The 14156-nt window shown below is 38.2% G+C and carries 13 protein-coding genes; 5 read left to right on the top strand and 8 right to left on the bottom strand.

What is annotated here, in order from left to right; genetic code table 11:
- Positions 1-3 precede the first annotated feature (3 nt).
- Positions 4-1230 (bottom strand): L-2-hydroxyglutarate oxidase, encoded by a 1227-nt coding sequence (gene lhgO, locus ABD000_RS06010; protein WP_343764854.1) that lies wholly within the window; start codon positions 1228-1230, stop codon positions 4-6.
- 120 nt (positions 1231-1350) lie between these two features.
- Here lhgO and ABD000_RS06005 point away from each other — a divergent pair, with 120 nt between their 5' ends.
- A complete protein-coding gene (locus ABD000_RS06005; RefSeq protein ID WP_343764853.1) occupies positions 1351-2118 on the top strand; it encodes a hypothetical protein in 768 nt (255 codons plus the stop codon).
- Between the two features lie 16 nt (positions 2119-2134).
- Complete coding sequence (locus ABD000_RS06000) at positions 2135-2560, top strand: ABA4-like family protein (protein WP_343764852.1); 426 nt, start codon at positions 2135-2137, stop codon at positions 2558-2560.
- On the opposite strand, the gene ABD000_RS05995 is transcribed toward ABD000_RS06000, so the two are convergent.
- The 6 genes from ABD000_RS05995 to tgt form a co-directional block, all read right to left on the bottom strand.
- Positions 2561-3820: an asparagine synthetase B gene (locus ABD000_RS05995; protein WP_343764851.1), complete on the bottom strand. Its 1260-nt coding sequence runs from the start codon at positions 3818-3820 to the stop codon at positions 2561-2563.
- Between the two features lie 162 nt (positions 3821-3982).
- Complete coding sequence (gene dnaB, locus ABD000_RS05990; protein ID WP_343764850.1) at positions 3983-5527, bottom strand: replicative DNA helicase; 1545 nt, start codon at positions 5525-5527, stop codon at positions 3983-3985.
- Positions 5528-5695: 168 nt separating this feature from the next.
- A complete protein-coding gene (locus tag ABD000_RS05985) occupies positions 5696-6649 on the bottom strand; it encodes an acetyl-CoA carboxylase carboxyltransferase subunit alpha (protein ID WP_343764849.1) in 954 nt (317 codons plus the stop codon).
- 59 nt (positions 6650-6708) lie between these two features.
- The gene (locus tag ABD000_RS05980) at positions 6709-7620 is read right to left on the bottom strand and encodes a DMT family transporter (RefSeq protein ID WP_343764848.1); all 912 of its coding nucleotides are present in this window, start codon (positions 7618-7620) and stop codon (positions 6709-6711) included.
- Positions 7607-8683, bottom strand: a complete 1077-nt coding sequence (locus tag ABD000_RS05975) for an LptF/LptG family permease (protein ID WP_343764847.1) — start codon at positions 8681-8683, stop codon at positions 7607-7609. The genes ABD000_RS05980 and ABD000_RS05975 overlap by 14 nt, the downstream gene beginning before the upstream one ends.
- 66 nt (positions 8684-8749) lie before the next feature.
- A complete protein-coding gene (gene tgt, locus ABD000_RS05970; RefSeq protein WP_343764846.1) occupies positions 8750-9880 on the bottom strand; it encodes a tRNA guanosine(34) transglycosylase Tgt in 1131 nt (376 codons plus the stop codon).
- A 223-nt stretch (positions 9881-10103) separates the two neighbouring features.
- Here tgt and ABD000_RS05965 point away from each other — a divergent pair, with 223 nt between their 5' ends.
- The 3 genes from ABD000_RS05965 to ABD000_RS05955 all read left to right on the top strand — a co-directional run bounded on the left by ABD000_RS05965 (position 10104) and on the right by ABD000_RS05955 (position 12777).
- Positions 10104-10949: a transketolase gene (locus ABD000_RS05965; RefSeq protein WP_343764845.1), complete on the top strand. Its 846-nt coding sequence runs from the start codon at positions 10104-10106 to the stop codon at positions 10947-10949.
- A gap of 159 nt (positions 10950-11108) precedes the next feature.
- The gene (locus tag ABD000_RS05960) at positions 11109-12062 is read left to right on the top strand and encodes a transketolase family protein (protein ID WP_343764844.1); all 954 of its coding nucleotides are present in this window, start codon (positions 11109-11111) and stop codon (positions 12060-12062) included.
- A gap of 109 nt (positions 12063-12171) precedes the next feature.
- Entirely contained in the window at positions 12172-12777 is a 606-nt protein-coding gene (locus ABD000_RS05955) for an outer membrane beta-barrel protein (RefSeq protein WP_343764843.1), read from the top strand.
- A gap of 70 nt (positions 12778-12847) precedes the next feature.
- On the opposite strand, the gene ABD000_RS05950 is transcribed toward ABD000_RS05955, so the two are convergent.
- Positions 12848-14113, bottom strand: coding sequence for an FKBP-type peptidyl-prolyl cis-trans isomerase (locus ABD000_RS05950; protein WP_343764842.1), 1266 nt, complete (start codon positions 14111-14113; stop codon positions 12848-12850).
- Positions 14114-14156: the final 43 nt, after the last annotated feature.

Raw genomic sequence — 14156 nt, 5'->3', positions numbered from 1 at the left:
TTATCATTGTAATTTAAACTTCTCCTCTACCATCTCTACGACCCGATCCCCTATCGCCAGGGATGCGGTAGCCGCTGGGCTTGGTGCATTTAATATATGTATACTATCTTTTCCAAATTCGATTTTAAAATCAGTGCGAGTATCTCCAGCTTCATTTAACAATACTGCTCTAACACCACTTCGGGCGGGTTGAATATCGTTCAAAGTAAGCGAGGGTATCAAACCTTGTAAGGTCCTTAGAAATTTACGCTTAGAAAAAGCCCGCCTGTACTCCTCTATTCCAAAACGCCAATGCTTAAAAAAAAGTCGCCAGGTACCGCTGTAACTTAATGATTCATAGGTATCTTTTAGATTAAAAGATGTTCTACGATACCCTTCTCGTTTAAATGTAAATACTGCATTAGGACCGCATTCGATTCCGCCATTAATCATTCTGGTAAAATGGACCCCTAAAAAAGGAAATTGAGGATTGGGTACAGGATAGATGAGATGCTTTACTTTATGTTGTGCTTGCGGAGTTAATTCATAGTAATCCCCCCTAAATCCAACGATACGATCTGTTGTTTTTATTCCTTGCTTCTTGGCCAGCCGATCAGAAAACAAACCACCACAAAATACCATATATTTTGTTTTAAATAAAGCCGAAGCTGTTTTTAAAATATGACCGTTTTTACTTTCCTTTATGCTAATCACCTCCTGATTAAACCTAATTTGACTGGTTGGATTAATAGATGTTATTTTCTTAGCGAGTGTCTTTGCCACTGTCTGGTAGTCAATGATACCAGAGTCACCTACAAATATTCCGGCAACACCTTCACAATAAGGTTCTATTTCTTGAATCTCTTCTGCGGTTATCTTCCGTACGTTTTTTAGACCATTTTGTTTTCCGGTTTCAAGAATATCATCCAATTGCGAAAGCTCAGATACTTGAGTCGCTACTATTATCTTTCCGCAGATATCATAAGGAATTTCGTTTTCCTCCGCGAAAGCGATCATCTGTTTGAGACCATCCCTACAGTTTAATGCTTTAGAAGAACCGGGTTTATAATAAACTCCAGAGTGCAAAACTCCGCTATTATGCCCTGTTTGGTGAACCCCTGCATGTGCCTCTTTCTCAAGAATAAGTAAGTTTAAATACGGCCATTTTGACTGAATTTTATACGCTGATGCTAACCCAACGATACCTCCGCCAATAATAATAATGTCAAAAAAAGGTTTATTTAATTTCATTTTTTTTGTCGAAAACTATTTTGGTATAATTATCGTATATATCGTTAAAGAAAGACGTTATATTAATTAATATTCTATAATTTTTCAATAGCTTACATTTACAACCTAAAATAGAACGATTTGACTAAAAAAATTCTTTTTACCGTATTATTTTTTTCTTGTCTATGTTTTCGTGCTCAAGTTGGTATTAATACCGCTGATCCAGATCAATCCAGTATGCTGGATGTTGAAGCGACAGATAAAGGAATTTTGATTCCCCGATTAACGACAGCACAACGTGACGCTATAACACTACCGGCAACCTACCTTATCATTTTTAATACTGATGAGTTAGGATTACAATTTAACTTTGGAACTCCGCAAGATCCAAAATGGAGTACAATTTTAAGTAATGCAGAACGTGGATCCAGAGGATCGCTCAATTACAATGCACCCACTCCTACCAGCGGGCAACCCACCACATTTACCGGTACCACGGTAAATACCGGATCACCAGTAATAAAAAAACTGGATATTACTACTACAGCAAGTGACCTAAGGGATTTTGTTTCTACCGCAGATAATCGATTACAGTATACAGGAGACGTAACACGATTTTTTAGAGTAACCTACGCGGTATCCTTTTTTGCTTCTACCAATAATGTGATCTGGGCGTTTTACGTGGCCAAAGGCGATGATGAAGCAGTTGAGCCAATACTTTTAGAAGATACCAAATCTTACGTTCTTACTACAGGAACAGGAAATGACATTACCATCCCCGTAGTTGGATCGATAGAGCTGGCTCCCGGCGATTATATTGAAACCTGGGCAGAACGATATCAAGGAGGTGGAAATACGAACAGTACGATTTCACTTGAAGTGATCTCCCTCAATTTGGTTATTGACTAATTCGTATCTTTCTTAAATGGAAGAAATTTTTACGACAGTCAATATTGTAGCACTGAGTAGTTGGCTTTTACTTGCGATATTTCCCTATCGCAAATGGAGTAAAAAAGTATTACTTTCTCTTGTTATTTTTGGGCTATCCATCTTATATACCACTTTAATGATATCGTATTTTGATCCTGGGACGATGGACCAATTTTCTACCGTTAAAGGCTTAGTTGCTCTATTTGGTAATCAAGATACTGTTGTTATTGGATGGATACACTATTTGGCATTCGATCTGTTAGCCGGAATTTATATTACCAGTCAAGCTGAAAAAATAAAACTAAATAGAATACTCCTTACTCTTTGTTTAGTCTTTACATTTATGATGGGACCACTTGGATTTTTACTGTTTTTGATTATTCGAAGCATAAAAACAAAGCGATTACTTCACGATTTCTAATTAAGTTTTTTGCTTTTTCTTTTTTGCAGCAGGAAAGAGTACATTATTTAAAATAAGCCGATACCCCGGTGAAGTGGGGTGTAAGGATAATTCTGTTTTTGGATCACCTACTCTGTGTTGATAATCTTCAGGATCGTGACCGCCATAAAAGGTGAAAAATCCTTTTCCTTTGATTCCATGAATATAACGTGCTTCACCATTGCGTTTATTCTCCCCCATAATCAATACAGTTGGTTTTATTTCGTCCCTGTCATACGATGTAGTTTGTCCCATAAAACCTTTGACAAGCGTGGTATGATTTTGTGTTAACATCGTAGGAATTGGATCCCACTTTGCCGAATAAGTCATCAACGTAAAGTAATCTGTTTCTTTATTTATTTTGCGTTTACGCGTCATGTCTATAGAAGAGAATTCATAAACGGTAGGCTTACGTTCTAAGATGAAATCGGTGAAGGCGAAGGTCTGCCCATAATCCAGTTTATTTTGATAATTGGATTCACTGGGATCCCCGTCAAACATAGCTTCAGCAATGTCAGTATCTTTTGCCGCGAGAGCGATATCAAAGCTATCTGTAGCACTACACATCGCAAACATAAATCCGCCACCAGCCACATAATCTCTTATCTTGAGTGCAACGTCCCTTTTTGATTCGCTTACTTTATCGTAACCCAATTTAGCCGCTAAGGTTTCAGCATTTTTTTTCTCTTCAATATACCATGGTGCGGCGCGATAAGCTCCATAAAACTTCCCGTATTGACCTGTAAAATCTTCATGATGAAGATGTAGCCAATCGTAAAGAATTAATTGATCACTGAGCACTTCTTCGTCATAAATGGTTGTATAAGGGATTTCAGCATAGGTCAGCACCAAGGTCACTGCATCATCCCATGGAGCGTTCCCTTGAGGAGAATATACTGCAATTTTTGGAGCTTTTTCCAGTACTACAGCTTCCATATTTTGTGAGGGGCTGCTAATGAAATTAAGGATTTCTTCGGTTTTAGCATTGCTCAACACCTCAAAATCGACTCCGCGGATTTGACATTCTTTTCGCAAAGCATCAGTATCTGGTGCTAGAAATGATCCCCCTTGATAATTTAGAAGCCATTTTACCTTTTGCTGTTTGTTAAGTAACCAATATGTAATTCCATAAGCTTTGAGGTGATCTGATTGACCCTCGTCGTCCATTGGGATTAAAATGTATGATGCGAAGCTATTGGCAGAAAGCAAGATAACCAACAGAAATAAAAATACCTTTTTCATATGATAAAGGTACAAAATAGGGAGGTGAAATTTAAGTTGAGGACGTTCTTTACTTTTATAACGTAGACCTAATATACTGCTCACTAATTCTTCCGCTAAAGTTTCGGCAACACTCGGGCGCGCTAATGATAAAAGATTTCTGCCTACGCATGAATGAGACTATTAAAAAGGGACGTCGTTATCTTCCTCTAAATCATTCATCCCACTGCCAAAAGCCTGATCTGTACTTGGGAATACGTCTGGTTTGAAGGTATCATCGTTTGCTGCGGCATTTAATTTAGACTGAAACTCGAATGGCGCATCAAAGGTTTCTAAATTATCAAATTTTCCTAAATGCCCAATGAATTTTAGTCGTATGTTATCTAACCCACCATTACGATGCTTAGAGACAATAAATTCTGCTTGACCTTCGGTTGGGGTACGCTCCTCATCATCCCACTCTTCAATTTTGTAATATTCTGGTCTGTAGATAAAAGAAACAATATCGGCATCCTGCTCAATGGCTCCAGATTCACGCAAGTCACTCAATAAAGGGCGTTTGCTACCGCCGCGGGTTTCTACCGCACGTGATAATTGAGATAATGCGATCACTGGTATGTTTAATTCTTTTGCGAGTGCTTTAAGGTTTCGGGAGATCATTGAAATCTCCTGCTCACGATTACCTCCCTTTTGAGAGCCACCACCGGTCATCAATTGCAAGTAATCAATTACAATCAACTTGATATCATGTTTTGAAGCCAAACGTCTTGCCTTGGCTCTTAAATCAAAAATAGAAAGCGACGGAGTGTCATCAATAAAAAGTGGCGCATTCTCCAAATTTTTCACTTTCACATTAAGCTGCTCCCACTCGTGTTTTTCTAAGTTTCCGGTTCTAAGCTTCTCAGAAGATAATCCGGTCTCTGATGAAATTAAACGCGTGATCAACTGTACCGATGACATCTCAAGCGAGAAAAAGGCCACAGGCGTATTTTGTTCTACAGCCATGTTTCGTGCCATGGATAAGGTAAATGCCGTTTTACCCATACCAGGACGTGCAGCAACAATAACTAAATCACTAGGCTGCCATCCAGAAGTCAATTTATCCAATCGTGTGAAACCTGAAGGTATCCCACTTAATCCTTCTTGGTTGGAAATTTCCTCAATTTTTTTCTTTGCCTGAATGACCAGACTTTGAGCAGTTTCAGAAGATTTTTTAATATTCCCTTGAGTTACCTCGTATAATTTTGCCTCTGCGGTATCCAATAAATCAAAAACATCGGTGGTTTCATCGTATGCCTCCTCAATGATCTCATTGGAGATTTTGATCAAACTACGCTGAATAAATTTTTGAAGAATAATACGGGCGTGAAACTCGATATGTGCACTACTCGACACCTTTTGAGTTAATTGAATCAAATAAAAGTCCCCTCCAATTGCATCTAATTTTTCATCCTTCTTCAATTGTTGTGAAACCGTTAATAAGTCCACCGGCTCACTGTTTTCAAAGAGTTTGAAAATAGCTTCATAGATGTGTTGGTGGGATTCTTTGTAGAATACGTCTGGATGAAGAATATCGATAACTTCATCTACTCCTTTTTTATCAATCATCATTGCACCTAACACAACTTCTTCTAAATCAGTTGCTTGTGGAGGCAATTTTCCTTTTTCTAGTGCAATTACGTTCCCCCCGGAATAGCTAAAGGGTGCTGAAGCCTGTACTTTTTTCATTAGTGCGAATGTAAACAAAACGTTAAGACCTACCCTATTTTAAATGACTTCTATAGTTCACCGTCTGTCAACATTTGTGATGTTAATATCTTAAAATAGTGTGTTGATAAGTATAAAAAAAACCACCTTATAAAGATAAGACGGTTTGTGATAAGGGAAAAATGGTTTTTAACCTTTAAAGACTCCCATTTGGTCATATTTATTCATGCGCTCTTTGACCAATTTTGTTGGTGATAAGTTTTTCAGCTCTTCAAAAGACTTTAAAATTTCTTTTTGCACAGTAGAAAATGTTTTTTCACGATCACGATGTGCTCCACCTACAGGTTCTTTTACAATCATATCCACCAATCCCATTTTTTTCATGTCTTTTGCAGTAAGTTTTAAGGCTTCTGCAGCTTTTTCTTTATGCTCCCAACTTCTCCATAAAATAGATGAACATGATTCTGGTGAGATCACAGAATACCAGGTATTTTCTAACATGAGTACTCGATCTCCTACACCAATTCCTAAAGCTCCGCCGCTAGCTCCTTCACCGATGATAACCACTATTATCGGCACCATGAGTTTAGTCATCTCAAAAATATTTCTCGCGATCGCTTCACCTTGCCCACGCTCCTCGGCTTCTAATCCCGGGAAAGCACCCGGGGTATCAATTAACGTTACTACCGGCAGCCCAAATTTTTCTGCACTTTTCATTAAGCGCAAGGCTTTTCTATATCCTTCGGGACTCGCCATTCCAAAATTGCGGTACTGGCGCATTTTAGTATTTACTCCTTTTTGGGTACCAATAACCATAAAACTTTGATCCCCTATCTTTCCTAATCCACCAATCATTGCTTTGTCATCTCCAAAACTTCTATCCCCGTGAAGCTCTAAAAAAGAATCTCCACAAATTGCATTGATGTAATCCAGGGTATATGGTCGATCAGGATGACGTGACATTTGAACCCGCTGCCAGGCTGTAAGGTTCTTATAAATATCCCGCTTTGTCTCCTTTAACTTGGTTTCAATTTGTTTACACGTAGCCGTTACATCTACATCACTTTCTTCGCCTATTTTACTCGCTTTTTCAAGCTGTTCTTCTAGCTCCTTAATGGGTAGTTCAAATTCTAGATACTCCATAAAATTATGGGCTTTAATTTAGTTGTTGGTATAAACAAATATACTATTTAAGTCCTGTTTTAATGAGCAGATTGTTGTAATTTTTTACGGTTTTTGAGAATTCCATTTAAAATAACAGTGCTCACAATCACAACAGCACCCAGGTAAAATTCTGTACTCATTTTTTCTTTGTTCCCGAAAATAAAGTAAGCTAAAATAATCCCATACACCGGCTCAAGATTTATCGTCAGCATAATAGTATAAGGAGAAAGGTGTCTCATTACCATAACCGAAGCTATAAAAGCATATGCTGTACAAACCGAAGCTAACACTCCAATATATACCCAATCCATTGAGGAAAGAACAAAAAAATCAGCCGTAAATCCAGAGCCTTCTGCAACAAAGGTCATAATGAGCAAATACAGTGATATCCCTACTACTCCAAAACCTAATTCGTAAAATGAGATTACCGCAGAATCTGCCTTACTCACCATCTTACCGTTAATTAGAGTAAAAATAGCAGATAAAAACGCTGAACATAAGGCTAAACCTATTCCCAACAAATATTCGGTTTCTACTTTAAAGATGATGTATAATCCTATGATGACAATTGTTCCAAAGACGAGTTCATACCAAATCAACTTTCGCTTATAGAAAATAGGTTCCAGGATAGAAGTGAAAAAAGCGCCTGTTGACATCAACGCTAAGGTAATGGACACATTACTGGCTTTAATCGCTCCAAAGAATGTAAGCCAATGAACTGCAATCACTATACCCGCAACAGCAAGTACCTTAATATTTTGCGGCGAAATTTTTAATTGTTTTCGTTTAAAAACAATCCAGCCCAGAATAAAGAAACTGGCGAGTAGCATACGATACCATACTAACGGGATCGCATCTATACTTATCAAAGCTCCCAATATAGCCGTAAAACCCCATATAAAAACAATGAAGTGAAAATGAAGGTAACTCTTAAATTTATCGCTTGGCATTTCTCAATAGATAAAATGCAAGCACGCCAAAGAACAGGTTAGGTATCCACACGGCCAGCAGAGGAGAAAAATCTGATTTTTGAGCAATTGTGCCAAATACCTTATCTAGAAATACGTATGAAAATGCGATGGCAATACCGATAGCCAGATTTACTCCCATCCCACCCCTGCGCTTCATTGCTGAAACCGCTACAGCAATGATGGTTAAGATAAAAGCAGAAACCGGTATACTCAAACGTTTGTAGGCTTCTACTTTATACGTATTAATATTGGCCGATCCCAGTCGCTCTTCTTCGGCTATGAAATCTCTCAATTCAAAGTAATTTAATGTTTCGGCGACATAAGACAAAGGAGTTAAGGTCTCTATCTCAAAGGGCAAAATGGTATCGAACTTTGACTTGCTTACTAATATATCTTCGGCTTGACCGATTATACGTTTATCATAATTCGTTAAGGTATACGTACTATCTTTATCATTGTATTGAAGCCGCGATGCCGTAATTTTAAATTTTAATTCATTATTCTCAAAATGTTCTAACATAAAATTACGCGCAGACTTGGACTTAGGTAAAAAATTACTTGCGTATACAAATTCGTCATCATTGATTTGCCGATACACATTACTTGTTTCTTGTGTTTTAGAACGTTTTTTTAAATACGCATATTTAAATTCATTGAAGCCCTTACTGGCAGACGGTGCCAAAAAAAGACTCAACGCCAGAGCTGCAAAACAAACCAAGGTGGCTCCAACCAAATAGGGGCGTAAAAAACGTGAAAAGGAAACTCCGCTACTTAAGAAAGCAATGATTTCTGTATTATTCGCCAGTTTAGACGTAAACCAAATCACCGATAGAAATAAAAATATCGGAAATAGTAAATTCGCAAAATAGATGGTAAAGTTACCATAGTACTTAACCACTTCCATAATCGGTACATCATTGGCTAGAATCTTACCTATTTTTTCTGCAAGATTTACTGTGATACCAATGGGTACAAATAATGCCAACATGAGTAAAAACGTGCCCAGATATCGCTTGAGTATGTACCAATCTAAAATCTTCATAACATTTTCCGCGAAAGCGGTAAACTTTTATAATTGCAGGTCATTTACAATGTAGGGGAATATTTATTATAACCTTTTATCCATTTGTTTGACCATCATATTCTTCCAGGATTTAAAATCTCCCGCTAAGATATGTTTTCTGGCTTCTCTTACCAACCATAGATAAAAGCCCAAATTATGAATAGTTGCAATTTGCCTGCCTAAAAATTCATTTACCTTAAATAAGTGTTTCAAATAAGCTTTAGAATATTCAGTATCCACCCAGGTATAGTTAGCCTCATCAATTGCAGAAAAATCATCTTCCCACTTTTTGTTTTTGATATTTATGGTGCCATGCGCAGTAAAGAGCATCCCGTTGCGGGCATTTCGAGTAGGCATAACGCAATCAAACATGTCAATCCCTAAGGCTATGTTTTCAAGAATATTTATTGGTGTACCAACACCCATGAGATAACGCGGTTTTTCATGTGGCAGAACGGCAGTAACAACTTCAGTCATGGCATACATCTCCTCTGCCGGCTCTCCTACTGATAATCCACCAATAGCATTTCCATCTGCATTAACTCCTGCAATGTATTCTGCTGACTGTTTTCTTAAATCCTTATACGTACTCCCCTGAATAATAGGAAAGAAGCTTTGACTGTAATCATAAGTATATGGCATTTCTTTAAGCGCATTCATACATCGATCCAACCATCGATGCGTCATATGCATTGAGTCCTTCGCATAACCGTAGTCACATGGATAAGGTGTACATTCATCAAACGCCATAATAATATCTGCGCCAATATCCCGCTCAATTTGCATGACTGTTTCGGGCGTAAACCAATGCATAGATCCATCAATGTGAGATTTGAATTTTACACCTTCCTCGGTTATTTTTCGATTATTAGCAAGTGAGTATACCTGATATCCACCACTATCGGTAAGAATATTTCGATCCCAATTCATGAATTTATGAATTCCCCCGGCTTTTTTGAGAATATCTGTATGAGGTCTAAGATAAAGGTGATACGTATTTCCTAGAATGATATCAGGATTAATGTCTTCACGTAATTCTCTTTGATGGACTGCTTTTACTGTTGCCTGCGTGCCCACCGGCATGAAAATAGGTGTTTCAATACTACCGTGATCAGTTTGTATTTTACCTGCTCTGGCCTGAGTTTCGGGATCAGTATGCAATAAATCAAAAGTCATTTACTCGCTTTAAAAAGTGCGCAAAGATACTTTATCCTCTCTAGTAAAGAGAATTCTCTTTAGAGTTTATTCGTCTAATGAATTTGTGCTTACAATTTCACCCAGCGACATTTTGAATTTAAAATGTTGGTAAAATCTCAAAATCGTTAATAAGTGAATCAGACCTTAATTTGCCTCACGGGCTTAAAAAAGTATTTTTGCATCGCATAAAACAACACAACACATGTCATCACATTCTTCTTTACCTGATTTTGTCCAACAAGTTCGTAGAGATATCCTGCGCCAGGTACATAAGGTTAATTCTGGTCACCCTGGTGGATCTTTGGGTTGCGCCGAATTTTTTTCAGTTTTATATCAAGAAGTTCTGCGCTATAAATCTGATTTTAAAATGAATGGGGAGGGCGAAGACCTCTTCTTTTTATCAAATGGTCATATTTCGCCGGTATACTATAGTGTCCTGGCACGAAGCGGATTTTTTCCCATAGACGAACTTAATACCTTTAGGCTTATTGATTCGCGACTTCAAGGACATCCCACTACGCATGAAGGATTACCAGGTGTTAGAATTGCATCAGGATCGCTAGGCCAGGGAATGTCTGTCGCTATAGGTGCTGCCGAAGCTAAAAAACTCAATCAAGATGATCATCTTATTTATACCTTACACGGTGATGGAGAATTACAGGAAGGTCAAAACTGGGAAGCGATCATGTATGCCGCCGGGAACAATATTGACAATCTAATTGCAACTATAGATTATAATGGGCAACAAATTGATGGCAGCTTAAAAGACGTACTGCCAATGGGTTCATTAAGAGCTAAATTTGAGGCCTTTGGCTGGCACGTTATTGATGTAGAAAATGGCAACGATATAGATGCGATAAGAAAAGGACTGCAAAAAGCAAAGTCAATGACAGGTCAAGGCAAACCCGTTTGCATGTTGTTACATACGGTGATGGGTAACGGTGTTGATTTTATGATGCATACCCATGCGTGGCACGGTAAAGCACCAAATGATGATCAGTTAGAAACTGCCTTAGCGCAGAATCCTGAGACTTTAGGGGATTATTAATTCCCCACCTAACTTCCCAAAAGGAGAGGAAAAAAATACTAATTAAAGTACCAGTGCTCCTCTCCTTTGGAGAAGAACACTAAATATCATTTAATATAAGTAGTTACTTCTATACAGGCATATAACTTCAAAAGATTACCGCTTTCGCGGAAAATGACTATGAAAACATACACAAACACAGGAAATAAGGATACACGTTCAGGTTTTGGAGCAGGTCTTACACAACTTGGTAAAGAAAATGATAACGTCGTTGCATTATGTGCAGATCTTACCGGATCATTAAAAATGGACGAATTCAAAGCAAATCACCCTGAGCGATTTTTTCAGGTAGGTATAGCCGAAGCGAATATGATAGGAATAGCTGCCGGTCTAACGATAGGCGGTAAAGTACCGTTTACAGGAACGTTTGCTAATTTCTCAACCGGAAGAGTGTACGATCAAATAAGACAAAGTGTTGCTTATTCTGGTAAAAATGTGAAAATATGCGCTTCGCATGCAGGAATTACCTTGGGTGAAGATGGCGCCACCCACCAAATTTTAGAAGATATAGGTCTGATGAAAATGTTACCTGGAATGACCGTTATTAATACATGTGACTTTAACCAAACTAAAGCTGCGACGCTTGCAATCGCTGCTCATGAAGGTCCAGTATATTTGAGATTTGGACGCCCAAAAGTTCCTAATTTTACGCCAGAAAACGGCACATTTGAACTCGGTAAAGCTGTGCACTTGATTGAGGGCAGTGATGTTACTATCATTGCCACTGGCCATTTGGTATGGGAAGCATTAGAAGCTGCAAAAATACTACATGATAAAGGAATCTCAGCCGAAGTAATTAATATTCATACCATAAAACCCCTGGATGAAGAGGCAGTGGTTGCTTCGGCTAAGAAAACGGGTTGTGTGGTTACGGCAGAGGAGCATAACTTTTTAGGGGGACTAGGAGAAAGTGTAGCCAGAACACTGGCACTTCATTATCCTACTCCGCAAGAATTTGTCGCTACCAATGATACCTTCGGCGAAAGCGGAACTCCAGCTCAACTCATGGATAAATACGGTTTAAATGCAGAGGCCATTGTAAGTAAAGCTAGAAAAGTTGTAGCCAGGAAGTAGTTTTAGCATAGCATTATGAAGTGCAATAAACCTTTAGTCTTAGCTAAAGGTTTTTTTATGCAATCCAATAAAGCAAGAAGATTTGCGTTTTGAAAACAAAACAAACATCATGAAAACAACACGAATTATTCTACTGGTATTACTAGTTACCGGCCTGAATTTGCATGCCCAATCCTTTGAGTATGGAGTAAAGGGAGGTCTTAATTACGGATCAACCGATGATCTTGAGGGATCACTTGCTGGAATAGATATTGATGAAACGGCTGATAATAAAGTGGGATTTCATTTAGGATTGTATTCTAAGTTTGAAGTGATCGGTATTTTCATCCAGCCAGAACTGGTTTACACGCGCTTAAATAGTGAGTATGAGCTGGGTGACTACTCCATAAATAAACTTGATCTGCCAATTTTAGCGGGAATTGAGTTGATAGGACCTTTAAACATCAAACTTGGACCCAGCTTTCAATATATATTTAGTAACGATGATCTAGATTCCATCGAAATAGGAGAAGTTGAAAACGACATAACAGTGGGCTATCAGGCCGGTTTAGGTCTGACTTTAGGCAGATTGGGAGTGGACGTTAGATACGAAGGAAATTTCTTTGAAAATGAATCGGTCGCTGTTGATGCAGCTGAAAATACTTCATTTACCTTAGATAACAGACCATCACAATGGATATTAAGCTTATCGTACAGCTTGGGAGGAAATGATTAAAATTTCTATATGTCCAAAACAAAAAACGCCTGCTTTAGAAAAGCGGGCGTTATTAATTTAACGAGTGTGATTAATCTTCATCGGTATCACTGCGATCTTCAGTCACATCTGGATCGAGATAAGCTGGCAGACCATCGGCATTTTCGTAAAATTCAATTTCATCCAAGGTAACCCTTCCATCGTCCATCGCATTTTCTGCAATTGTGATTTCATCCCGTGTTAATACACCATCACCATCGTCGTCTGCGTCAAAGAAGTTAGGAGCAGTGTTTTCATCTGTATCATCATCTATAACAAATCTATCCTCATCCAGATCTTCTAAATAAGAAGGAATACCATCGTTATCATGGTCTGCTTCTTGTACTAGCAGGACCTGAACACTAAATATTAAGGGTTCATATAATGGAATTCCACTGGGAGGATTAGCAAAATAGGCAAGCCCAGAAGGTATGAAGATTGCACCTATACCGTAATCGCCAGAAAAGCTAAATGTTCCATCATCTTCCATCATAAATGAAGATGCGCCACTAAATTCTGTCAAACCTTCTCTGTAACCAGTAATAAGAGATCCACCCGGTTGCCCAGTAGAAGAAAAACTTAGAACTCCGTTTTGCCATAATGGTAACGGCGATTGATCGAACACACGGCTATTGTCGTAAAAACTATTGTCAAAACTATCAATGATGCCATCATTATCTTCATCTAGCTTACCATCATCTGTTCCAGGTACACCATCATCATCAGCATCTGCATCATCGTTTATACCATCCTCATCCTCATCCTGAGGGTTATCAGGATCTTCATCGTCATCATCACCGTCATAATCTACATCTGCCTCATTAGGAATTCCATCAAAATCAACATCATCAGTATTGTTAGTTGATCTAGTGAAAATACCGCGATAAGATAAAAAAGTAGAATCGGCAAAGGTCGGATTGCCTACTTGAGTATTTGCACCTGGCTCGAGCTTAAGCACATAATACAGATATTCAATCGTTTCTTCCTCTGTTTCAAAACTAAACGTATTTTCTTCTAAACGAGGATAGATTCCTTCTTCTAAATCTAAAAGACTAGCGATTGGTGTTCTAAAGTCCTCATTATAATCGGTAATAGAGTCAAATCGTATTGACAATAGATTTGGATTTAAATCGTTTTCGACAACAGTATAAAAGTGATTTTCCAGATACGACATTAAACTATCTCTGTTTTCTTCTTCAACTTCTGCTCTATCCCTGGGTGGAACGGTTGTAATACCGTCATCGTCATCTCCTCCACAGGATACTATGCCTACCGAAAGTATGGTAAAATAAATAATACCTTTTATAATGTTTTTCATTGCTTTATTTTAAGACGGCGCAAGATACAAAATCTTGTATTTT

This window comes from Gangjinia marincola (assembly GCF_039523415.1).
GTDB lineage: Bacteria > Bacteroidota > Bacteroidia > Flavobacteriales > Flavobacteriaceae > Gangjinia > Gangjinia marincola.
Note: the sequence above shows the minus strand (reverse complement) of the source record. Positions and strands in the feature narration are given on the sequence as shown.